28 protein-coding genes are annotated in these 22,237 nt (G+C 42.3%); 11 read left to right on the forward strand and 17 right to left on the reverse strand.

Features of this window, described 5'->3' with window-relative positions:
* Positions 1–26 precede the first annotated feature (26 nt).
* From AC3ISB_RS27265 to AC3ISB_RS27275, 3 genes are all read right to left on the reverse strand, one after another.
* On the reverse strand, positions 27–536 hold the full coding sequence (locus tag AC3ISB_RS27265; RefSeq protein WP_076368383.1) for a YwgA family protein: 510 nt from the start codon (positions 534–536) through the stop codon (positions 27–29).
* A 32-nt stretch (positions 537–568) separates the two neighbouring features.
* A complete protein-coding gene (locus AC3ISB_RS27270) occupies positions 569–1,876 on the reverse strand; it encodes an HD domain-containing protein (RefSeq protein ID WP_098370218.1) in 1,308 nt (435 codons plus the stop codon).
* 236 nt (positions 1,877–2,112) lie between these two features.
* The gene (locus tag AC3ISB_RS27275) at positions 2,113–2,334 is read right to left on the reverse strand and encodes a YuzB family protein (protein WP_048683566.1); all 222 of its coding nucleotides are present in this window, start codon (positions 2,332–2,334) and stop codon (positions 2,113–2,115) included.
* A gap of 291 nt (positions 2,335–2,625) precedes the next feature.
* On the opposite strand from AC3ISB_RS27275, the gene AC3ISB_RS27280 reads away from it, so the two are divergent.
* Positions 2,626–3,372 carry an RsfA family transcriptional regulator gene (locus tag AC3ISB_RS27280; protein ID WP_098370219.1) on the forward strand — a complete coding sequence of 249 codons (747 nt, stop codon included), beginning with the start codon at positions 2,626–2,628 and terminating at the stop codon, positions 3,370–3,372.
* A gap of 227 nt (positions 3,373–3,599) precedes the next feature.
* Here AC3ISB_RS27280 and lipL read toward each other — a convergent pair whose 3' ends face one another.
* Together lipL and pta are read right to left on the reverse strand one after the other, a co-directional pair.
* Positions 3,600–4,448, reverse strand: coding sequence for an octanoyl-[GcvH]:protein N-octanoyltransferase (lipL, locus tag AC3ISB_RS27285; protein WP_489275124.1), 849 nt, complete (start codon positions 4,446–4,448; stop codon positions 3,600–3,602).
* A 34-nt stretch (positions 4,449–4,482) separates the two neighbouring features.
* The gene (gene pta / locus AC3ISB_RS27290; RefSeq protein ID WP_098370221.1) at positions 4,483–5,469 is read right to left on the reverse strand and encodes a phosphate acetyltransferase; all 987 of its coding nucleotides are present in this window, start codon (positions 5,467–5,469) and stop codon (positions 4,483–4,485) included.
* Positions 5,470–5,728: 259 nt separating this feature from the next.
* Here pta and hemQ point away from each other — a divergent pair, with 259 nt between their 5' ends.
* Positions 5,729–6,478, forward strand: coding sequence for a hydrogen peroxide-dependent heme synthase (gene hemQ / locus AC3ISB_RS27295; protein ID WP_063234194.1), 750 nt, complete (start codon positions 5,729–5,731; stop codon positions 6,476–6,478).
* Positions 6,479–6,892: 414 nt separating this feature from the next.
* Positions 6,893–7,408 carry a spore coat protein GerQ gene (gerQ, locus tag AC3ISB_RS27300; protein ID WP_141992327.1) on the forward strand — a complete coding sequence of 172 codons (516 nt, stop codon included), beginning with the start codon at positions 6,893–6,895 and terminating at the stop codon, positions 7,406–7,408.
* Between the two features lie 75 nt (positions 7,409–7,483).
* Here gerQ and AC3ISB_RS27305 read toward each other — a convergent pair whose 3' ends face one another.
* The 3 genes from AC3ISB_RS27305 to AC3ISB_RS27315 form a co-directional block, all read right to left on the reverse strand.
* Positions 7,484–7,852 (reverse strand): DUF423 domain-containing protein, encoded by a 369-nt coding sequence (locus AC3ISB_RS27305; RefSeq protein WP_098370223.1) that lies wholly within the window; start codon positions 7,850–7,852, stop codon positions 7,484–7,486.
* A gap of 23 nt (positions 7,853–7,875) precedes the next feature.
* Positions 7,876–8,211, reverse strand: a complete 336-nt coding sequence (locus tag AC3ISB_RS27310; protein ID WP_063234197.1) for a YwdI family protein — start codon at positions 8,209–8,211, stop codon at positions 7,876–7,878.
* A gap of 192 nt (positions 8,212–8,403) precedes the next feature.
* The gene (locus AC3ISB_RS27315) at positions 8,404–9,084 is read right to left on the reverse strand and encodes a uracil-DNA glycosylase (RefSeq protein ID WP_098370224.1); all 681 of its coding nucleotides are present in this window, start codon (positions 9,082–9,084) and stop codon (positions 8,404–8,406) included.
* Between the two features lie 152 nt (positions 9,085–9,236).
* Here AC3ISB_RS27315 and AC3ISB_RS27320 point away from each other — a divergent pair, with 152 nt between their 5' ends.
* A complete protein-coding gene (locus tag AC3ISB_RS27320) occupies positions 9,237–10,670 on the forward strand; it encodes a phospholipase D family protein (RefSeq protein ID WP_489275127.1) in 1,434 nt (477 codons plus the stop codon).
* 136 nt (positions 10,671–10,806) lie between these two features.
* The gene (locus tag AC3ISB_RS27325) at positions 10,807–11,154 is read left to right on the forward strand and encodes a YflT domain-containing protein (protein WP_063234200.1); all 348 of its coding nucleotides are present in this window, start codon (positions 10,807–10,809) and stop codon (positions 11,152–11,154) included.
* Between the two features lie 77 nt (positions 11,155–11,231).
* Here the strand turns inward: AC3ISB_RS27325 and AC3ISB_RS27330 are convergent, their stop codons facing one another.
* From AC3ISB_RS27330 to mobA, 4 genes are read right to left on the reverse strand one after another with little or no spacing between them, the layout of a single operon-like run.
* A complete protein-coding gene (locus AC3ISB_RS27330) occupies positions 11,232–12,251 on the reverse strand; it encodes a MoeB/ThiF family adenylyltransferase (protein WP_489275128.1) in 1,020 nt (339 codons plus the stop codon).
* Between the two features lie 24 nt (positions 12,252–12,275).
* Positions 12,276–12,509, reverse strand: a complete 234-nt coding sequence (moaD, locus tag AC3ISB_RS27335) for a molybdopterin converting factor subunit 1 (protein WP_098370228.1) — start codon at positions 12,507–12,509, stop codon at positions 12,276–12,278.
* Positions 12,502–12,966 (reverse strand): molybdenum cofactor biosynthesis protein MoaE, encoded by a 465-nt coding sequence (locus AC3ISB_RS27340; protein ID WP_098370229.1) that lies wholly within the window; start codon positions 12,964–12,966, stop codon positions 12,502–12,504. Before AC3ISB_RS27340 ends, moaD begins: the two co-directional genes overlap by 8 nt.
* Positions 12,956–13,591, reverse strand: coding sequence for a molybdenum cofactor guanylyltransferase (gene mobA / locus AC3ISB_RS27345; protein WP_489275131.1), 636 nt, complete (start codon positions 13,589–13,591; stop codon positions 12,956–12,958). The genes AC3ISB_RS27340 and mobA overlap by 11 nt, the downstream gene beginning before the upstream one ends.
* Positions 13,592–13,964: 373 nt before the next feature.
* Here mobA and pdxK point away from each other — a divergent pair, with 373 nt between their 5' ends.
* From pdxK to bshB2, 3 genes are all read left to right on the forward strand, one after another.
* A complete protein-coding gene (gene pdxK / locus AC3ISB_RS27350; protein ID WP_181762157.1) occupies positions 13,965–14,792 on the forward strand; it encodes a pyridoxine/pyridoxal/pyridoxamine kinase in 828 nt (275 codons plus the stop codon).
* 124 nt (positions 14,793–14,916) lie between these two features.
* A complete protein-coding gene (locus AC3ISB_RS27355; RefSeq protein WP_076368396.1) occupies positions 14,917–15,264 on the forward strand; it encodes a YojF family protein in 348 nt (115 codons plus the stop codon).
* A gap of 97 nt (positions 15,265–15,361) precedes the next feature.
* Positions 15,362–16,027, forward strand: coding sequence for a bacillithiol biosynthesis deacetylase BshB2 (gene bshB2 / locus AC3ISB_RS27360; RefSeq protein ID WP_098370231.1), 666 nt, complete (start codon positions 15,362–15,364; stop codon positions 16,025–16,027).
* 147 nt (positions 16,028–16,174) lie between these two features.
* On the opposite strand, the gene AC3ISB_RS27365 is transcribed toward bshB2, so the two are convergent.
* A complete protein-coding gene (locus AC3ISB_RS27365; protein ID WP_144527407.1) occupies positions 16,175–17,380 on the reverse strand; it encodes an MFS transporter in 1,206 nt (401 codons plus the stop codon).
* Positions 17,381–17,398: 18 nt separating this feature from the next.
* A complete protein-coding gene (locus AC3ISB_RS27370; protein WP_098370233.1) occupies positions 17,399–17,818 on the reverse strand; it encodes a MarR family winged helix-turn-helix transcriptional regulator in 420 nt (139 codons plus the stop codon).
* 145 nt (positions 17,819–17,963) lie between these two features.
* Here AC3ISB_RS27370 and AC3ISB_RS27375 point away from each other — a divergent pair, with 145 nt between their 5' ends.
* The 3 genes from AC3ISB_RS27375 to AC3ISB_RS27385 are packed head-to-tail and all read left to right on the forward strand — an operon-like array spanning position 17,964 to position 18,819.
* Positions 17,964–18,206 carry a hypothetical protein gene (locus tag AC3ISB_RS27375; protein WP_489275134.1) on the forward strand — a complete coding sequence of 81 codons (243 nt, stop codon included), beginning with the start codon at positions 17,964–17,966 and terminating at the stop codon, positions 18,204–18,206.
* Positions 18,203–18,535 carry a hypothetical protein gene (locus AC3ISB_RS27380; protein WP_489275135.1) on the forward strand — a complete coding sequence of 111 codons (333 nt, stop codon included), beginning with the start codon at positions 18,203–18,205 and terminating at the stop codon, positions 18,533–18,535. Before AC3ISB_RS27375 ends, AC3ISB_RS27380 begins: the two co-directional genes overlap by 4 nt.
* Positions 18,532–18,819, forward strand: a complete 288-nt coding sequence (locus AC3ISB_RS27385) for a hypothetical protein (protein ID WP_489275137.1) — start codon at positions 18,532–18,534, stop codon at positions 18,817–18,819. Before AC3ISB_RS27380 ends, AC3ISB_RS27385 begins: the two co-directional genes overlap by 4 nt.
* A gap of 82 nt (positions 18,820–18,901) precedes the next feature.
* Here the strand turns inward: AC3ISB_RS27385 and AC3ISB_RS27390 are convergent, their stop codons facing one another.
* The 3 genes from AC3ISB_RS27390 to AC3ISB_RS27400 all read right to left on the reverse strand — a co-directional run bounded on the left by AC3ISB_RS27390 (position 18,902) and on the right by AC3ISB_RS27400 (position 22,171).
* A complete protein-coding gene (locus AC3ISB_RS27390) occupies positions 18,902–19,936 on the reverse strand; it encodes a PQQ-dependent sugar dehydrogenase (RefSeq protein ID WP_489275138.1) in 1,035 nt (344 codons plus the stop codon).
* Positions 19,937–20,019: 83 nt separating this feature from the next.
* On the reverse strand, positions 20,020–20,886 hold the full coding sequence (locus AC3ISB_RS27395) for a Cof-type HAD-IIB family hydrolase (RefSeq protein WP_480340151.1): 867 nt from the start codon (positions 20,884–20,886) through the stop codon (positions 20,020–20,022).
* Between the two features lie 166 nt (positions 20,887–21,052).
* Complete coding sequence (locus AC3ISB_RS27400; RefSeq protein ID WP_452452371.1) at positions 21,053–22,171, reverse strand: PRK06851 family protein; 1,119 nt, start codon at positions 22,169–22,171, stop codon at positions 21,053–21,055.
* Between the last annotated feature and the right edge of the window lie 66 nt (positions 22,172–22,237).

Consider the following 22,237-nt stretch of genomic DNA (forward strand, 5'->3'; position numbering starts at 1 on the left):
TTACATAATGGGGAAAAGCTAAGCCATCAATTCGGCTTAGCTTTTGTTTTTAACTGCTCAATATATTCATATGCCTCATCAATTTCTTCAAGCGTATATTTTTGTTTGCTTTTCAGCGTGAAAATTTTCTCGGTGACTTCCTCTTTTTCAAGCGTGTCGAAGTATAACACCGTTGAAACCAGCTCCAAAAACCGGGCATTCTGTTCGTTCATATCCAGTAGGCATGCCTCGAGTGCCGGCATCTCCACTTCCTGAATGGATAGGAAATCCTGGCCGGCATCCGTTATCGAATAACAATATTGATAATAGCCTGCTTTTTTTTCCCTCACTTCATTCAAGTAACCCATCTCGCAGAGCTCTTCAATCCGTAAGGTCAACTCCTCCGAATACGGTCCATAAAAGTGAAACTGGAACTTTTCATGAAATGGGAAGGACAGCTTTTTTGCGATATAAACGATTTTTTGTAATTTTTTCCGACCCGAGATTTCACCTGCAGTAGAAATTGCATTGATTATGTTTGCATGATCCTTAAACAAGGCTCGTCACTCCTCACCAAAAATGTACCACTTTAATCCGATAGCTCTAAAAGCTTGCGAATCTGTTTTTTTATATTTTTCTTCGTAGATTCATCACGCAATAAATCCGCTGGATAATACAACTTATGATCCGTTCTTCTTTTCCCTGAAATTGCATCGACAATTTCGGATTCACGCGATAATTCACGAATTTCGCCATTATTTTTCAGCAAGTGAATCGGCAGTCTCTCCTCTTCCTCACCTGGCCGGTAAAAATCATACGGCAGATCTGAAGAAGAATCGACGACAAGATAATAATCCGGATCGATGCCTGCCTTCTTGAATAGCGTCCTTAATTCCATCAACCTGTTCATTTGACTGTTCGATGGATGGAATTCAACATATTTAAATAGTTTACGGTTAACGAAGCGAGTGCATAAATCTTTTAAAATCGCATCGTTCTCCTCTTCCCATGCTTCGAAATAATAGAGCATCACCGCTTCATCCATTTTCAAGTAGTCATTTAAAGTCACTTCTCCCTTGAACAATGAATAAAAATGGTGCGGTTCTTGAGCAAACTCATAACCGGATTCATATAAATGTTTCGCCCTATGCAGAATCTTGGTAAGTATGACCTCCGCACTTCTCGTAACTGGATGGAAATAAACCTGCCAGTACATTTGGTAACGACTCATGATATAATCCTCAACCGCATGCATCCCGCTTTGCTTTATGACGGCATGTTCTTCCCTTGGCCTCATTACACGCAAAAGCCTTTCCATATCGAAATGTCCATAACTAACGCCAGTGAAGTAAGCATCACGCTGTAAATAATCCATTCTATCAGCATCGATCTGACTTGAAATCAAGCTGACTACTAATTTGCCTTTATAGGTTTTCGCTATGACTTCTGCCACTTTTTTAGGAAAATCACGTCCAACTCTAAGGAGGATCTTATTCACTTCCGTATCGCCGAGGATTATTTGCCGTGTGAATTGCTCATGATCCAGGTCAAACACTTTTTCAAAAGAATGAGAGAAAGGACCATGACCCAAATCATGCAGCAGTGCTGCGCACAAGGATAGTAACCGTTCCTCAGGTTTCCATTCCGGTCTGCCCTCGAAAACATCATCCACGATTCTCCGGACAATCTCATATACTCCAAGCGAATGGCTAAGCCGGCTATGTTCCGCACCATGAAAGGTCAAATAAGTCGTCCCCAGCTGTTTGATCCTTCTAAGACGCTGGAATTCCTTCGTCCCTATTAAATCCCATATAACCCGGTCACGAACATGTATATATCGGTGCACCGGGTCCTTGAATACTTTTTCTTCTTGTAATTTTTCGCCGGAATATTCCATGAACTACCCTCTTTTTCATAATCTCGATGCACTCATTATAGCGTGTTTTGACAAAAAACCCTAACATCCACCTTGCTAGTAAGAGGGGTCCTTTTGTAAGAAAACGGAAGTTTCGGTCTGATTTTGTCTTGAAAATAAGAAAATAAAAAATCACCGCAGTGTGTTGAATCTGGGTGATGATTACTTGTTCCATTTATCATAAGCAAACAATCCACTCTACCTATATATCATGGATCCTACTTTAGTTTTTTATTGATTTTATCTAGTAACTCGTCTTCTGTCGGTGCAGCAACTGGACGGTTATTGACAAAGGCAAAAGACTTCTTTCTGCCAGGACCGCAATAGGATTGACAGCCCACTTCAATTTTCGCGTCGGGATCAAGCTTTTCAAGACGCGGGATCAATGTTTTAATGTTTACCGCCAAGCAGTCATCGCACACTCTGAATTCATTGGACATCCTCCGGTCACCATCCTTTCCATGACAAACTATTTTTCATCCATTTATATGACTAAAGGGTATTTTACCGCTTCTACTTATGAATATCAAGAGGGCTTGAACATGTGAAAAGGAAAGGGCAGCCGCTGTAAAAGGATGTAATTAATCAAAAAACTAGTATCCTTTTAACCTTTTTGTATAAAAAATCCAGATTTTGTCCAAAATGCTAGTAGAACACTCCATAAATCACTGCCACACGATATTTTATATAGTTATTTATTTTAAAAGTTACCAGAAAGGGAGTATGTAGAAATGAAGGTTCGTCAAGACGCCTGGACAGAAGAAGATGATTTGCTTTTGGCTGAAACGGTATTGCGCCATGTGCGGGAAGGCAGCACTCAGCTTAATGCTTTTGAAGAGGTAGGAGATAAGTTGAATCGCACCTCTGCAGCATGCGGATTCCGCTGGAATGCAGTTGTCCGCCATAATTATGATAAGGCGCTTTCCCTAGCCAAGAAACAGCGTAAGCAGCGGCAAAGGATCCTTGGAAAAGATCAAGGAGGGAAAAAACGGCTTCTTTATACACCGCCGTCCCCAACGATTTCCGACATAATGGTTCCCCATGTACAAGAAGAGGAACTAGAGTTGAAGTCCGAAGTCGATACTACCAATTATGAAGCAGCAGAGGAATTCGTTGTGGCTGAAGCCCTCGCTCCTATGACACAGCAAACACCAGTGACTTTGGAAACGGCCATGAGCCTTGATGCCGTCATCGCCTATTTGGAATCTATGAACGGCCGCATGCTTCAAGCTGAAGTATTAAAAACCGAAAATGAAAGATTGAAGCTTGAAATTAAAGGGCTGAAAAAGCGAAACGAAGATTTGGAGAATAAAATCAGCCACCTGGAACAAAACAGCGGCTTGATGCAGGAAGATTATGAAACTTTGATGAATATCATGAATCGAGCAAGAAAGCTGGTCTTGTTAGAGGAAGAGGAACGTCCGGCAACGAAGTTCAAGATGGACCGGAATGGCAATTTGGAAAAAATGGCCGAGTAATAAGATAATGTGGGGTTCAGTTATAATAGATCAACCACATGCCAAAGGCCGTTTCACCCATGTTTATCTTAAAAAAGGGAGCCGACAAGGCTCTTTTTTTCATTGTTTCAAGAAAGAATCAATAATATCTCCGCCTATCATACAGGCCTTTTAAAGTTTCAGTGAATGCTAAAGTCGTATTTAATGAAAAAAGCCGTTCCTGAATTACCGGAACGGCTTCTTTCATATCAATCCTTTAATGCATCGAATACTTTATCATTGCGTTCCATCACTCTTGTCAAGTATGCCTCATACATCGGCCATTCCTGAACGGAAAGAGTGTCAGAGAATATCCTTTCGCTATGTTCCTTCAATACATGCAGGAATTTGAGCATAACGTCCTGAACACTCAATTGCACGCCCAACAATTCCGTTAGGGACGCCATTACCGAAGGGACGATATCGGGATAAGCGAATTTGGTTTCTTCATTTCCTTTAGCTGCATCATAAAAACCCTTCACGAGACTGGCACGTTCAGCCCCGCTTCCATTGACACACAAATAGATTTGCACCGCTACGCCATTGCGAATCCTGCGTTGGGATATCCCGGCAAACTTTTGCCCATTTATACTTAAATCATAACTTCCAGGACAATAGGAACCGACGATTTCCCTTGCCTCCATCGTGACCGGGAAATCAGCAAACATCAATTGGACAAGCTCCCACATCGCATCATATCCACGATTGATTTCAATTTTCTGCTCGTTTTCAGGAAAAATGAGCGACAAATTAAGAACACCCTCATCCAGCACGACTGCCAGCCCTCCGGAATTCCTCACGATGGCCTGAAAACCATGTTCTTCTAAATGATCCAAACCCTTTTTAAGAAAAGGCAACTTCGTATCCTGTATACCCATGACGATGGTTCGATGATGTACCCACGCCCTGGCTACGGCCGCTGATTTACCTGCCCCTACGGAAGCACAAAATGTATCATCCATCGCAAAGGACTCCAGAGCTGGAAACTGAGGTCCAACGGAAGATTGATCAATAATCCTCCACTCTTGCTGCATTAATAATGAATCTGTTTCACTCATACGAATCTCCCTCTACATTTAATCCTCAAGCTGCCTATTGATACTGCGCCACAAATCCCTGTGCCGCTGTAATGACAGCCAGTTTATATACATCCTCTTCACTGCATCCCCTCGAAAGGTCATTCACCGGACGGTTCAGCCCCTGTAGGATCGGACCGACCGCTTCGAAGCCACCCAAGCGCTGTACCATCTTATAGCTAATGTTCCCTGCTTCGAGACTTGGGAAAATAAAAACATTCGCATCCCCCTGAATAAGGGAATCCGGCGCTTTTTTTCTTGCTACCGAAGGAACGAAAGCCGCGTCAAACTGAAATTCCCCATCAAGAATTACTTCAGGGTCCATTTCTTTTGCCAAATCGACAGCATCAGCCACTTTTAAGGTTTCGGGGGATGTTGCCGACCCCTTCGTCGAAAAGCTCAGCATTGCCACACGCGGTTCGATATCGAACATTAGTGCAGTCTTCGCACTTTCTATAGCAATTTCAGCCAGGTCTTGGGAATTGGGGTTTATATTGATCGCACAATCCGCGAACACATATTTTTCTTCATCCCGGACCATGATGAATACTCCCGATGTTTTTTGGACGCCTGGCTTTGTTTTTATGATCCTTAAGGCGGGACGAACCGTATCGGCAGTCGAATGCGTTGCACCACTCACCATTCCATGTGCCTGTTTCATATGGACGAGCATGGTTCCAAAGTAGTTCTCATCCATTAAGATTTCACGTGCTTGTACCTCGGTCGCTTTACCCTCACGGACCTTCACGAACGCTTCAACCATTTCGTCCATCATGATATAATTCTTCGGATCATATATTTCGATTGCATCAAGGGAGATTTTCATATCTTTTGCCTTCTCTTGAATCGACCCGATATCCCCGATCAATACCGGTGTCACCAGTTTAGCTTTGGCAAGCCTTGCTGCCGCTCCCAAAATCCGTTCATCCAGCCCTTCTGGAAAAACGATCTTTAAATTATGCCCCATAACTTTCGCTTCCAATATTTCAAATAAATCACCCATTGGCTCTTCCTCCTTTTTTAGATACGTTTTCCCTATTTCCTTCTATATTTAACCATCCGGTGAAAATTCATAGTCGTCTTCTTTTAAGAATACTCTAGCAGCCAGGTTATTTCCAGCCACTTTGGTCCCCTGCCAATCCGCAAATTTGAAAATTGTTTGAACACCGAAAAACAGTGATGGTGTTTGCGGGTTGATATAAATTTCCTTATACTGAAACTATGTTATATTAAAGTTATAATAAGACTTAGGAGTGATCGTAATGAGTGAAGCAGCACAAACACTGGACGGCTGGTATTGTTTACATGATTTCCGTCTGATCGACTGGGCTTCTTGGAAAACGTTATCAAGCGACGAACGCCAATTGGCCATCTCAGAATTCCAAGGTTTACTGGATAAATGGAATATGACACAAAGCGACAATGAAGGCAGCCATGCCCTATATTCCATCGTTGGTCAGAAAGCGGACTTCATGCTTATGTTTGCCCGCCCAACCATGGAGGAATTGAATGCAATTGAAAACGAATTCAACAAAACGAAGCTTGCGGAATATACAGTTCCTGCTTATTCATACGTTTCCGTCGTGGAATTAAGCAATTACTTAGCTGGAGGAGATGGTGAGGACCCTTACCAGAACCCTCATGTCCGTTCAAGACTTTATCCGATACTTCCAAAAGCGAAACATGTGTGCTTCTATCCAATGGACAAGCGTCGTGATGGCGATGATAACTGGTATATGCTTTCCATGGAAGAGCGCAAAGGCTTAATGCGTTCCCACGGCTTGATTGGCCGCAGTTATGCCGGTAAAGTGAAACAAATCATTTCGGGTTCTGTCGGTTTTGACGATTATGAATGGGGCGTTACACTATTTGCAGATGATGTCCTTCAATTTAAAAAATTAATCTATGAAATGCGTTTTGATGAAGTGAGTGCACGTTACGCTGCATTTGGTTCTTTCTTTGTAGGCAATATCCTGCCGGAAGAAAACGTACCTTCATTCCTATACGTATAAGACGATGGGCTTCCGGTTTCCGGAAGCTTTTTTTACGTCCCCTCCTTTTTATTTTTCCCCGGCTATGGAATAAATCCAATCCACATCCCATACATTTTCAATAGTGATGAATTTATTTTTTCACAGTCCCATTCAGCTTCAGGAAAATTGATCAAGGCAATTCCTGACTCCAGCGAGGTGAAGGAACGTTACTTCTATTCATTGGCCGGCAAGAGGGTATGGTTTATATCATGAACGGCAGCCGTTATGTATCGCTTAACTTTCATTGTGGTTTTTTAAGCCACCCGGGGATTGTCCAGAAAACATATACAATACTACCGGTCGCTATAAATCGCACAGTTTCTCCCAGTCCACACTCTTGGATTGTCCAAATTCCACAGCATCAACTAAACCTTGAATTTAGGAGGGAATGCAATGTCACAAAATAATCCTTATGGTAACTACCCGTACGGGGGAAGCCCCTATTACCCCTATGAGAATAATGAGCCTGAACTAAGGCAGCAGAATCCTAACCCGCAACAAGGTTACCCGCAGCAAGGATACCAACAGCCATCATACCAGCCACAACAGCCCACTATGGCAGGCACGCCACAACAAATGCCGATGCAGGTGAGTCCAGCCACTTCCGGACCACAGATACCTGGCATGCTTCCGGTCGAACAGTCATACATCGAGAACATCTTGCGTTTGAATAAAGGGAAATTAGCCACTGTTTATACAACGTTTGAAAACAACAAGGAATGGAATGCCAAGATCTTCAAAGGAATCATTGAGGCTGCAGGACGCGATCACTTAATCATAAGCGACCCTCAAACGGGAAAACGATACTTAATCCCGATGGTATACTTAGATTATATAACGTTTGATGAAGAAATCGAATATGAATATCCATTTGGAGGCGCTGGGCTTGCCACCTATTCGCCAAGGTAAAGAAAATCCAATAAAGAAGAGCCTCAGAATCTATTTGATTTTGAGGCTCTTCTTATATTGGAATGACTTTTTTCATTACAAGTATTTATATGCAGCAATGATCATTAAGACCCAAGCAACCAAGAATGAAACCCCGCCAAGCGGTGTGATGGCACCAAGGACTTTGATTTGCGTAACGCTTAGAACGAATAGGCTTCCGGAAAACAGGATAATTCCTATTAGCATAAGCCAGCCGGACCAGTTGATCAGCGGACTTGAAATCTTCCCAGCCAATATTCCGATTACCAATAAACCAACCGCATGGAACATTTGATATTGAACAGCGGTTTGCCAGGTTTCTAAATATTTATCAGGAATTTTCCCTTCCAGCCCGTGTGCACCGAATGCACCTAGTGCCACAGCAATAAACCCATTCAATGCACCTAAAATGATGAACAGTTTCAATTATTTCGCTCCCCTTCCCTAATTTAAAAATCGAACAAGGACTCCCCATTGGCCTCATCCATTTTAACCGGTTCTACATTCGGTGTAGCCGACATAACGGGCTGGGTCAATGTGATTGGCTTCGGTATGCTGATGTTCGCTGCTTTTTCATCCACCATTACTTCACAAAGGGACTTAATGGCGATTACATACCCCTGCACCTTATCCTCTGAATTTGCCTGTTTCGCTTTTAAAACAAGCTCTTCAATTTTATCCAACATTTGTCTTGATGAAATATCCAACTTTACCACCTCGTCTATATACAGGTCAAAACTATCATAACTAGCATAGCAAAAATCAGAGAAGAAAACACCTTGCATATTTCCTACCTCTTAATTGGCTTGGCCTGAAATTTCATGCATGGCTGTCCTGAAGAATGAAAGACATCAAGAGAAGGCTGGTTTGATGTTTTAAATTGAAAAGCACGGCAGCCCTTTGGAAAACTGGGATCCCAAGTTATATAGAAATGACGGCACGCCATACAATTCACCCGTTTCGTTTTCTTGCCCATATCATCGGTTCGAGATTTTCCAATCAATTGGGGATTCCCCCATTTCCATCAGCAATTGATTTGTTGTGGAAAAAGGCTTGGTGCCAAAGAAACCACGGGAAGCCGACAGCGGACTCGGATGTACGGACTTAATGATTTTATGACGGGTCTCATCAATCAAAGGGATTTTGGTTTGTGCAGGTTTCCCCCACAGGATGAATACAACAGGTTTCGGACGGTCATTCAATAGGCGAATAACTTGATTCGTAAAGATTTCCCATCCTTTTCCGCGATGTGAGTTTGCCTCTCCCTCACGAACAGTCATGACGGTATTCAATAGAAGCACTCCCTGTTTTGCCCATTCGACTAGGTAACCATTATTCGGAACCTCATAGCCTAGATCGGTGTGTAACTCTTTAAAAATATTTCTTAAAGAAGGTGGGATGCGAACCTCCGGTTTAACTGAAAAACTAAGGCCATGCGCTTGACCAGGGCCATGGTAAGGGTCCTGTCCAAGGATGACAACCTTTACTTCTTCATAAGGAGTATAGTGAAGTGCATTGAAAATATCGTCCTGATCGGGATGAACGACTTGCTGACTGTACTCTTGCTTTATGAATTCCCTTAGCTCCTGGTAATATTCTTTTTTGAATTCCTCTTTCAATAGAGGCCACCAATCATTTGTTAATAACTGCTTTGCCATCTGCCACAGCACCTCTCCACTTTTTGAAACTACATTATATCAAACTACATCGCCTTGTCTTTTTCCATAGATTACGATTTATGTTTCTATATACCCCAAAAGTGGGAAAGTAGAAAGTTAGCAAGCAATTTAACCATGTTGGAGGATTCCCTATGAAAAAATGGTACAAAAGAAAACGATTTTATCTGCTTGTCAGCATTTTGATCGTCATTGCACTCGTAATCGTCTATAACAGCTACAAGACTCTCCCCGATGGTATTTCCTATGAAGGAAAGGTTCACCATGTCGAGGATATCGATTTCATCTATGACCTTTCCTATCACGATGAACAAGGGGATATGCAACATGAGCAGCGAATTTTCCGAACCATAAATCAAGCCATAGAAGAGGCTGATTCTTATATCGTAATCGACATGTTTTTGTTTAATGCTTTTTATGATGAAAAGATAAACTTCCCGAAGCTAACCGAGACTCTGAAGGATAATCTGGTTGAACAGAAGAAAAAGAAACCTGGCCTCCAGGTTATTTTCATTACTGATGAAGTGAATACTTCCTATAATGCCTACCAGCTAGAGGCATTGGAAACGATGAAGAAAAATGGCATTGATGTCATTGTTACCAACTTAGACCGCCTCCGGGATCCGAATCCTCTCTATTCAGGTGTATATCGGACCTTTTTCCAATGGTTCGGTGAAAGCGGGAAAGGCTGGATTGTGAATCCAATGGCTAAAAGCGCACCAAAGGTCACCTTGCGTTCTTATCTTAGACTGATGAATATCAAAGCCAATCACAGAAAAGTGGTCGCTACTGAAAAAACGGCCATCATCTCATCTGCCAATCCTCATGACGCAAGTGGATTCCATTCCAATATTGCGTTCCAGATGGATGGGAATATCATCGGAGATTTTGTTAAAGCCGAAGAAGCCGCTTCGAAATTCTCGGGAGGACCGAAGTCATTTCCTGAGTTCAAAGGGACATCAGCAGATAAAGGACCTATATCGGTACAACTTCTAACGGAAGGAAAAATCAATAAACATGTCCTTAAGGCAATCAAGGATGCAAAAAAGGGTGACCACATCCATCTTGCCATGTTCTACATTGCCGATCGCGAGGTTGTCGAGGCATTAACGGATGCAGCTAAACGGGGTGTTAAGATTCAAATGATATTGGATCCGAATCAAAACGCTTTCGGAAGTGAAAAAATCGGGCTTCCCAATCTTCCGGTTGCCGCCGAATTCGAAAAACTGGGGGATGAAAATATCTCGATCCGCTGGTACAAAACAGATAAAGAACAGTTCCATACAAAGTTGATGATGATCCAAAGGGCTGATGAAACGGTTATCCTTGGAGGATCGGCTAATTATACGTCACGCAATCTAGATGATTTTAATCTTGAAGCGAATGTTGAAATCCATGCTCCAAATGATGCGGACGTTTCCAAGGACGTCGATAGCTATTTTCAAAGACTCTGGACAAATCAAAATGGAACATACACGGTGGATTACAGTGAATACCAGAAGAAACTGCCTGTCTTTAAATACTTAACCTACCGCATTCAGAAGGTGTTCCGCTTCACCACTTACTAAAATTTTCTTCTATATAAATGTTTATCAGTGCCCAAATGAGGTTATATACTACTATAGCCAAACAGCAACTGTAATAAGCAAGATTCCATTTACCTATATTCAAGAGAATCTCACTAAAATTCAAGGAGGAGTTTATATGTATCAAGTACATGTAGTAGAAAACGGTTTACAAGCAAAGGAAAAAATCGATGAATTAGTTACATCAGGTTATACGAAAGATGATGTATATTTGTTTGCCCATGATAAAACCCGTTCAAAGCACCTTACCGAGAATACAAATACAGAAGGTGTAGGCATGAAGGAACAAGGTTTCCTTGATTCCGTCGGAAATCTCTTTAAATCACGCGGAGATGAACTTCGTAACCGCATGAGCAACCTTGGCCTTAGTGATATGGAGGCAGAACGTTACGAGGAAGTGCTTGACGAAGGAAAAGTGGTCATCGTTGCTTCCAAACAAGATAATAAAGACGGGGTTACACACTAATACCCGATAACCATTACCCTATATGGATTCATAAAAAAGCGAGGCTCCTTAACCGGCAGCCTCGTTTTTTATATTCATTATCCCAGGATGCTTTGGTACGTGGCCTTTGCATGGACCATGTCCTTAGTACCGTGAATCAACGCCCGGCCATCCTTGAAAATGACGATACGCTCCCCAGCTTTTTCACAAGAGAGAAGAAATGGATTGAATTTCACCAAATAGCCGCTGCCGTCCAGATCTTTGGCTAGTTTCTCGAGTTGCAGTTCCAAAGGATTTGGCGGTCTTACCTGTACAGTATCCCTCCCGCAAAGAACCGCCGTTTTCGTTGCATTTTCCTGTGTTAAAAAGGGGTATGTCCTCTGCTCTCCGCATGAGAGACAATCTTTCTTTTTCGCTTTTGTCAATTTAACGGTTTGGTATTGATTTCTCCACAGATCAAAAGAAACAAGTGCAGGACGTACCGATTCCAAATCTTCAACAAGGATTTTCAAAGCTTCGGCAGTTTGGTGTGCCACTACCATCGTTACAGCCGGTGATATGATTCCTCCTGTGTCACAGGTCATTCCTTGAATGGGGATTGCTTTAAGCAAACAGTGCAAACATGGAGTCTGTCCGGGAAGGATCGTCAAAGTCATGCCAACACTCCCCACACATGCCCCATAAATCCACGGTATATGAAGCTTTTGTGATAAATCATTAATGATCATCCGTGTCTCAAAGTTATCGGTTGCATCCAATATCAAATCAACATCACCAAGCAGCTGTTCGAGGTTCTGGGCAGTTGCGTCCATGATGATGGCATTCACTTCAACTTCATGATTGATATCAAATAAATGACGCTTTGCCGCTTCTGCTTTTGGCAGTTTCTCCTCGACATCCCGTTCCGTATACAATTGTTGGCGCTGTAAATTACTGGTCTCGACATAATCCCTGTCGACAATGGTAAGCTTCCCTACTCCTGCCCGAGTAAGGGCCTCGGCATTAGCAGATCCCAAAGCCCCTGCACCAAGAAGCAAGACATGCTTCTTCATAATTTTCAATTGGCCCCCTTCACCAATGGGGGCGAATAAAGTCTGCCTTGAATATCGCTCTTTCACCGTGAACCCTCCCTTCCGAACGCTTTAGCCCCCACTTACTGGTGGAATGAAAGCAACTGTATCTCCATCAGATAGTAGCGTGTCATCATCGGCAAATTCTTCATTGACCGCCGTCATCACGGTTTCTAGACCTTCCAATTGAAAATCCACCTTCATTTTTCCTTTTAGCTCCGCCACACTCATTCCATTTCCTTCTATAGAAAGGGTCTCTTTGCCTAGCTCATCTTTCAATTGGGCAAATAAAAGTACATTAATCATCAATATCCCCCTCTTCCGGTTTCCCCGATGGATATGGAACGGTTTCCAACTGGTTTCCTACCCATGTCTCCCCATCTTCCCAGTGTTCTTTTTTCCAGATCGGGACGATTTCTTTAATTCTTTCAATCGCATACCTATTCGCCTCATATGCATCATTTCGATGTGGCGTACTAACGGCAATAACCACTGCGATATCCGTGATTTCAAGTTTACCTACACGATGGGTGATCGCCGTTTCTGCATCAGGCCAACGTTCCTTGATCTCAGATCCGATTTGCTCCAATTTCTTGATGGCCATCGGTTCATACGCTTCGTAAATTAAGAAGAGAGTCTTTTTTCCTTTCGTCATTTCCCTCACTGTACCAATAAAGGTCGTGACGGCACCTGCATTCCGCTTGACTACTTTATCAAACACTTCCTGGATGACAATCGGCTCTTTTGAAATATTATAATTCATGTCTACCATCCTTTATATATAATTCAGTTTGATCAATATAACCTGCCTCTTGATAATCTTCCATCGTATTCATATTGAAAAAAAGATATTGAAAATGTTCAGGATTCTTGCGATATAACTTAAAGTCGGTTTCTTTCATGACTTTCACCGAAATCTTTTCCAAAAATAGACTCATTTTTAATTCATGTTTTAATAAACACTCCGTCAGTACAGGAAGACACCTTTTATGGTAAACAGCAAAAAGCGGCTGGATCCTGCCATTTATTTCTGGAACGACAGCATCGAATTCAGGTTCATAATGGGAAATGATATCCTTTATGGCATCTGCACTCACAAACGGCATATCACAGGCTGCAAGGAATTGAAGCTCCGTTTTCGATGAGGTCAACCCTGCATGCAATCCGCCAAGTGGTCCTTGACCTTTATGTAAATCCGGAATTAGCGGAAGTTGCAGAAAATGATATTCTTCAAATGTATTCGTAATGACCATGATGTTTTCTGACACCTTTTTCAATTCGGATGCCACTCTTGAAATGTTCACAACGCCGCCTATGGTCAACAGGGCCTTATTCACTCCCATACGGCTTGATTTCCCACCAGCTAAAAGCAACATTGTCCATTCCACAAGAATCTCCCTCCCTTTTTTGGGTTTAATCCAGCATCGAACGGTAAAGCTATACTAAATGTGTCCACTATATTTAAATATTATTTTAAATCAACTTTGAAAATAATGACACCTTCTCAAACTTTGCTTTATATTTCAAAAGATGGAAAGTAGGGTCCAAAGCAAAAAAAGCAGGCTACCCGTCCATCCGATTTCCTGAATTTCAGGTCCGAAAAATGACTTATGCGAGGCCATTGCACTTCTTTCTCTAAGACACTCATATTAGGGTGAAAACTAAGTTTTACATAAAAGAAATTTTGGTATATTCTAAAAATAGGATATTAACTGGTATGCTGATAATATCGATATCTAATTCTCCTGAGGAGGTCACATAATGACTATGAAAAGAGCTATGACAGTTGCCGGATCTGATTCGAGCGGCGGCGCGGGTCTTCAAGCAGATTTAAAGACATTCCAAGAATTCGGGGTTTACGGTATGTCCGCTTTAACGACAATCGTGACGATGGATCCGAAGAATGGCTGGTCCCATAATGTATTCCCTACACCGGTAGAAGTTTTGGAAGCCCAAATCGAAACGATTTTATCAATCGGCATTGACGCAATGAAAACGGGAATGCTTGGATCAGTGGAAATCATTGAACTTGTTGCCCGTAAAATAGACGAGTTGAAGCTGGACAAAGTCGTAATCGATCCAGTTATGGTATGTAAAGGTGAAGATGAAGTATTGCACCCTGAAACGGCCGTAGCTCTGCGTGAACTGCTTGTTCCACGTGCAACTGTAGTCACGCCAAACCTGTTCGAGGCCGCTCAGTTAGCGGGAACTGCGCCTATCAAGACGATTGATGACATGAGGGCTGCAGCTGAAAAGATTCATGCACTTGGTGCAAAATATGTCTTGATCAAAGGCGGTAATAAGCTGGATCTTGATAAAGCCATCGACCTTTTATATGATGGAAAAGAATTTGAAATCCTTGAATCAGAAAAAATCGAAACGACCAATACACATGGTGCCGGCTGTTCTTCTTCCGCAGCTATTGCAGCTCAATTGGCTGAAGGGAAAAGCCCGCGTGAGGCTATCCTCATTGCTAAAGACTTCATTACCGAGGCGGTTCGCCATTCTTGGAAGATGAATGACTATGTTGGACCTGTCAATCATGGTGCATACCATAAATATGGAATTGCGGAAAAAACACAAAAATAAAACATCAAGATTAATGGCTGCTCAAATTCATCGAGCGGCCTTTTTCGCTTTTTTTGCTTTTATTTAGTAAAATAGAAAGAAGGAAAAGCTTATCTAGCCGCCCAGTTAAGGAGGAAATTATAGAATGAAACCTATAGACCGTACAGAGGTGCAAAATGCCATTGATTCTTTCGCCGGACAAGATGTATATCTTCACCTTGAAACGACAAATGGCGCCTATGCCACTCATGTAGATGAAGCTTTCTTTTCGGCAGGTGCTTATATTCGTAATGCTTTTATACAGTATGAACATGGGAAGATTGTTGGGGATGGACCCTACCGCATCGGCTTGAAGCTCAATATTGGCTGGGTATATGCAGAAGGCGTTAACCACTTCGAATTGGATGAACAGGGGAGATTGCTATTGGCAGGCCTTGATTTTTCCGGAAAGCTTGCTGTCTCCATGCAGCTCAGTCCCACTCCCTTTGAATGATGACAACTTGCTTGATATATATCATATAATTCCGATGAAAACTCCCATTCACCGATAACCATACTCACTGTAAGTAGAACGGAAGGAGAAATATACCTTGGAAAAAGAACGCCATGTATTAGTTATATTCCCACATCCCGATGATGAAGCCTTCTCGGTCTCCGGAACGCTTGCCCTTCATAGAGAAGCGGGCACTCCTGTCACCTATTTATGCTTAACTTTAGGAGAAATGGGACGTAATTTAGGAAACCCTCCATTTGCAACAAGGGAATCGCTCCCTAAAATTCGTAAAAAGGAATTAATCGATGCAGCAAATGCGATTGGCATCCAAGATTTACGCATGCTTGGATTGCGTGATAAGACGATTGAATTCGAAGATGATGAAAAGCTGACATCATTATTTACCGATGCCATCAATGAATTGAATCCTTCATTGATCATTACGTTTTACCCAGGATACAGTGTCCATCCAGACCATGAAGCGACAGCACGGGCTGTGGTTCGGGCCGTGGAAAGAATGGAAGAGAAAGAGAGACCTAAACTTCATTGTGTCGCCTTCTCGAATAACTGCATTGACGAATTGGGACAGCCTGACATCATCCAGGATATCTCTGCCGTCGAAGAAAAAAAGGTAGCTGCATTCACTGCCCACCGTTCGCAAACACAGGCAATGGTGATCGATTGGAAAGAGAAATTCGAAAATCAGGATGCGGATTTTCTAGACTGGATTCGCAAAGAACGATTATGGACCTATAAATTTTAAAGAAACCGCCAATAGGCGGTTTTTTTGTTTATGGCATAAAAAAAACGCCTGTGGATTACAGGCGGAGAAAAGGGGGATACTTTGGAAAATCAATCATAATATTAGCATCCCCAAATTTTTTCATTTTATACAATCATATTCAAAAAATTAGGCAGACAAGCGTTCCTCATGCTGCATTTTCGTTCTTGCCGAGGCTTTTTTTCCATGTGCCAAGAAATAAATGCCAATAAGTACGAATGCAAAGATCGACATTCCTATGAATAACCCTTTGAACCCTGTAAATGGAATAAGGAATCCCAATAGGAATGGGCCAACACCAATACCGAAGTCATACATTGTAAAAAACGTAGATGTGGCTAATCCCATCCGATTTGATGGGGCTTCTTTAATCGAAATCGCTTGACAGCTTGATTGGAACGTACCATACCCCACTCCGATAAAGGCGCCGGCAATCAGAAGCGTGATACCATGATGGGATTGGCTGAGGATGACCATACCGACGGCAAATAGTAAGAGCGATGGGTAAATAACTGCATTTTCCCCCTTCACATCAAACATCCGTCCTGTAAACGGACGGGACGCCAAAAGGAATACAGCAAATACGACGAAGAAAAAACTTGCCGCATCCATTAAATCCATTTCCTTTGCAAAAGACGTTAAATAGGACAAGATGCTCGAATAGGTAAATCCGGCAAACCCGATAAAAATGGAAATGGGCAGTGCCCTTTTCTCAAAGTAATCACTGATTTTAAATCCTTTTTGTGGTGAAACTCCGCTCTGTTCCCCTTCAGGCACATTCATGAATAATGAGGCAACTAAAGAAAATGCGGCAAATAAGGAGGCCGCATAGAAAATGATGGAATAACTGAAATGCTGTGTTATCAGCAATCCAATAAACGGACCGAATGCCATTGCCAAGTTTGTACTCATGGCAAAGTAACCAGTACCTTCCCCGCGTCTCTCATTCGGAATGATATCTGCAGCAATCGTTCCAGTTGCGGTAGTGGCAAGGCCAAAAGCAAAACCGTGAATAAGCCGGTCGATCAATAAGAGGGATAAACTATTCACCAGGAAATAGCCTATGGATGCAACCAGGAATAGAACCAATGATCCAAGCAACATCTTTCTGCGGCCGATCTTGTCAATTTTTTTCCCTGCAATCGGTCTGACAAGCACAGCCCCGAGAACAAAAATACTTGAAGCAAGTCCCGCTTGTGCTTGCGACGCATGAAAGTTATCCATCGTGTAAATGGTCAATGTTACCATCAAGACATAAAAAGTTAAAAATAAAAAAAAGTTCGCAGACGAAACAATCAGGAAATCTTTCGTCCACAATTTCGGTTTTTGATTCATTTCAATCCTTCTTCCTTACTATTGTTTTAATTTCTCCTTCAGGAAAATCAACGTTCGTAACGTTGCCTCTCGATCCTCTTCAGCCAAACCGCTCATTAATTGAAGTTCAAATTCTTCAACTACCTTTTTGGCCTCGTGATAAGTCCTTAAACCTGACTCCGTTAACTGTATTCTCCGTTCCCGCTTATCTTTTCCTGGGACTTGTTCAATCAAATCAAGTTCTTCCAACCGATTTACCGTCCTGGTTACCGTCGGTTTCTCAACATCTAGATATGTGCTTATTTCAACAAGTGTAGAACAGCCAAACTGACTCAGATAATATACAATCGACCATTGGGAATGATAAAGATCAACCTTGGCCAATTGTTCATTTAACTTTTTGGTAAATGACCTCGAAAATTGTAAGTTATGATGAAAAAAACCATTATTAAAGGACAAAGGTATTCCTCCTGCAAAAGTAGTTACCTAGGTAACTATACACCTATTCATTAGAAATGTCTAGCTTTCGGCTGTACGAAAATAATCGTATGCACACCGCTTCCTCAGCTTCTCCATTGCTTCCGGGACAAAATTCAGGAGGTTCATGCTTTTAATTGGAAGTTTTGAGCGAATACTCGTGAATTCCGCGCTTTTACTCGTGAATTTCGAGCGAATACTCGTGAATTTCATGCTTTTACTCGTGAGTCTCGAGCGAATACTCGTGAATTCCGCGCTTTTACTCGTGAGTTTGGGCGTTACTCATGAATTTCATGCTTTTACTCGTGAGTTTCGAGCAAATACTCGTGAATTGCACGCTTTTACTCGTGAGTTTGGGCGTTACTCGTGAATTTCATGCTTTTACTCGTGAGTCTCGAGCGAATACTCGTGAATTCCGCGCTTTTGCTCGTGAATTTCGAGCGAATACTCGTGAATTGCACGCTTTTACTCGTGAGTTTGGGCGTTACTCGTGAATTTCATGCTTTTACTCGTGAGTCTCGAGCGAATACTCGTGAATTCCGCGCTTTTGCTCGTGAATTTCGAGCGAATACTCGTGAGTTCCATGCTTTTACCGTGAGTTTGGGCGTTACTCGTGAATTTCATGCTTTTACTCGTGAGTTTCGAGCAAATACTCGTGAATTGCTCGCTTTTACTCGTGAGTTTGGGCGTTACTCGTGAATTTCATGCTTTTACTCGTGAGTTTCGAGCGAATACTCGTGAATTGCACGCTTTTACTCGTGAGTTTGGGCGTTACTCGTGAATTTCATGCTTTTACTCGTGAGTCTCGAGCGAATACTCGTGAATTCCGCGCTTTTACTCATGAATTTGGAGCGAATACTCGTGAGTTTGGCGAAACGGTATTGGTTAAATCGGGGCCATGCCATGCTCTTCGTGGTCGATGCTTCGAGGCTATAAACAAAAAGGAAACCCCGCTATTAAAAAGCGAGGCTTCCGATATTTGATCTTTGCGTTGCGGAATGATTTCATTCGAAAACTATTTTGAATCACACAAATACCACATCTCCGAGCTTCTCATTGATAACTTCAGGGCATATTCCCTTTTAAGCTAGATAGTGGCAAACGATAAAGTTTATCATCCTTTTCATCAGGATTTCCTCGGCCGTCCGTATTATTGCTTATGAAATAAAGAAATCCTTCATCAACGAATACATCACGTATCCTTCCTGAGCCCGTAATGATATCAGTCAGTTTTCCGCTTTTTACATAAGAGCTCTTAAGCGCTTCACCCCTTAAGGCTGCAAAATAGAGCTTTCCGTCAAAATAGGCCATGCCAGATGGAGCCCATGTATTTTCACCGGAATGAACCAATGGTGTTATCATATCAGTTTTTTGCTCATCGCCCTCTATATCTGGCCAGCCATAGTTCTTACCCGGATCAATTTTATTTAATTCATCGTGTGCCGAATCTCCGTGTTCACTTTCATATAACTGTCCTGCTTCATCCCAGGCGAGACCTTGTGGATTGCGGTGACCGTATGAATAGACGTAAGAATTCCCGAAAGGATTATCTTTCGGAATGGTGCCATCCAGGTTCATGCGCAGAATTTTCCCGCCTAAGGAATCTAGGTCCTGTGCGATTTCAGCCTTTCTTGCATCGCCTGTTGTTGCGTATAGCTTATCGTCCGGTCCAATCTTGATCCTGCCGCCATGGTGGTAATCCCCGCTTGGTATTCCGTCGATTAAGGTCTCCATCTCCTGCCATTTATCATCATTTTTTTCTAAAATGACGATTCGATTGATTGAATCCCCGCCTTCTTCATAGGTATAATAGGCGAAAGCTTGCCCGCTTTTAGAGAAATCGGGAGCTAGCAAAAATCCAAGCAACCCAGCTTCCGCTTTAGCTGACAATGTCTTTTTAAGGTTGACCTTTTGCCGTGTCATCTTATCCTTGTCCCACTCAACGATGGTTCCTGCCCGCTCTGACACATACATTGTGTCCCCATTCTTCTGGATCGACCATGGGGCCTGCAGGTTCGTTATCAGCACATCCGGATCCTCCCCTAAAGTGCCCGTCACTTCTTTGTCAGGATTCGGCTGGGTTTTGCTGTCGCCATTCATGTTACAACCAGTTAAAATCAATGTAGCCATAAGGAAAAAAAGAGCAATTTTTTCAAAGTCTTTCCCCCCTTCGATTCATGAGTTTAATAGGCTGACTGTTTAAGTACCTTTAAAATGGCCTCCGCGACACCGGCTTCATCATTCTTGCCTGTTACTTCATCACACAGTTTTTTAATTTCGAGCGGGGCATTTCCCATTGCGACAGACAAACCTACCCGTTCAAACATGGATACATCATTATAATTATCCCCAATAGCCATCGTTTCCTGCATCGAGCCGGATTTTCCATTCACATATGTTTCAAGTGCCGTACCTTTTTGTGCTGTTTCACTCATGATTTCCACATTTTCACGCCCCGATGAAGTGACTGTAACTCCATGTCCTTTCAATTTCGAAGCAATTTGATTTAATAAAGTTAAATCCTTTGAGAAGCTGAGAATTTTATAATATTCCTCATCCGAACGGCTGAATAACTCGGAATAATCGGAAATGGAAGTTACCTGTCCAAGCTGTAAACGCTGCTCCGCATATTTCCGCATATTCTCAGGGTCAATGTCAGGATTCGCTGTAACGAATACATCAACCAAAACAGATATTGCGTTTTCATAGTCTTTGGAATAAATTCCTTGACTCGTATATATTTCGAAATAAATCCCTTGTTCTTCGAGGAATCCAGCGACCATTTTAGCAGTGGCAGCCGACATTGGATTGGAAGCGGCAATTTTTCCTTCCTCCGTGAAGAGGGCAGCACCATTTACACAGATGACAGGGCAAACGATGCCTGCTTCATCCAAGGCAAACCTAGCTTCCACATAAGATCTTCCAGTAGCAATGATCACTTCCACACCCTCGCTTTGCGCCTTCTGGATGGCATGTTTATTTTCCTCACTGACCTTTTGCATTTTGTTAAGCAATGTTCCGTCCATATCAATCGCAATCGTCTTTATCAATTCAATCGGCCCCTTTTTTCAATATAATCCCTATTTTAACCGAAAGATCGTGGATAAACACGTTTAACAAACCCGTATATATTCTTGGTGTGCCTTCAGTCATTAAAAAATTCTATTATTTATATAAATAAACTGCACCTAATTAAGATAGGTGCAGTTTGTTTTCTTAATGTAGAATCGTTTTTCTATCGACATCTTGGGCCCGTTCAATAATCTGTTCGTGGATGTCTTTTTGAATGTCATCGATGGCTGTAAAATCCATTGCTTTTACATAAATCTTTTCGAGTTCATCATGCAGATCTTTTGCCTTAGCGAGATTTGCTGTCGCTTCATTCATTTTCGTCCGGTACCTAGTGGAAACATCCTTTAACTGTTCGGCATATATTTCATCTGTTCCTGGCAGGATGGCCGTTTTATATATATCAATGATTTCATCCCCTCCACTACTAGGGAAATATTCATGAGGGGATGTGCTGTCAAATATGGCGATCCCAACCTCCCGGACGATTACCATGTCCAAGCTATGCGGATCGAAACCACAATGATATATTTCCACATCAAAGCCTCTTTGCTCCGCAGCCTTTGCAATCTTCTTCAGCATCGTTGATTTCCCGGAACCTGGACGTCCCTTTAAAAAGTACCGTTTTTGTATTCCCTCAGTAATATTGGGGATGAAATCAACTGCACCCGTTGGTGTAGCTGCACCTAAGAATCGGTGACGAACATCCGACTTCTTATTAAGGACGATATCTCTATAAAAGCCTTCTATCAATTTATTGGTCAACCCATTCAATTTTGCGAAATCAATATTTGCCTTATAAATGTCTTCCCATTCATCATGAATCTTCAATGCTTCAGCGAATAGGGCATATGCCTTCTCGAAACTCTTGCTTCTCGCATTCGTCAACTTTATGATGGCCGCTCTTTCAGAAGCCAGCTGCTGGGAGTTCCAGGCAGCTCCTAGATTGACATATTCCTCAATGGCCCCTGGTGCCTTCGGTTCAATCACATGCGGCGCAGTCCCATCCACGATCCCGATTTTCAAAGCCGGTATGATTACTCCATCAATGGAATTATTATCGGACGAACAATGTAAATACTCGATGTCATAGCCTTTATCCAGCCATTCTTGGCCGATTTTTTTCATAATGGTCGATTTACCGGAACCAGGTCCGCCTTTTAATATGAATAATCTTTCCAGACCTTTTAAATTGGAATCATATAAACTATAAAAACCTTTAGCCGTATTGCCTCCAGCAAAATAATTCATCACTTTTCCTGTCACTTTCACACTCTCCCTCACAATACAGATGTAACTTCAAGACAGCGTATGAAGAAAAGGCCCAATAGG

Source organism: Peribacillus sp. GL_122, assembly GCF_057835005.1.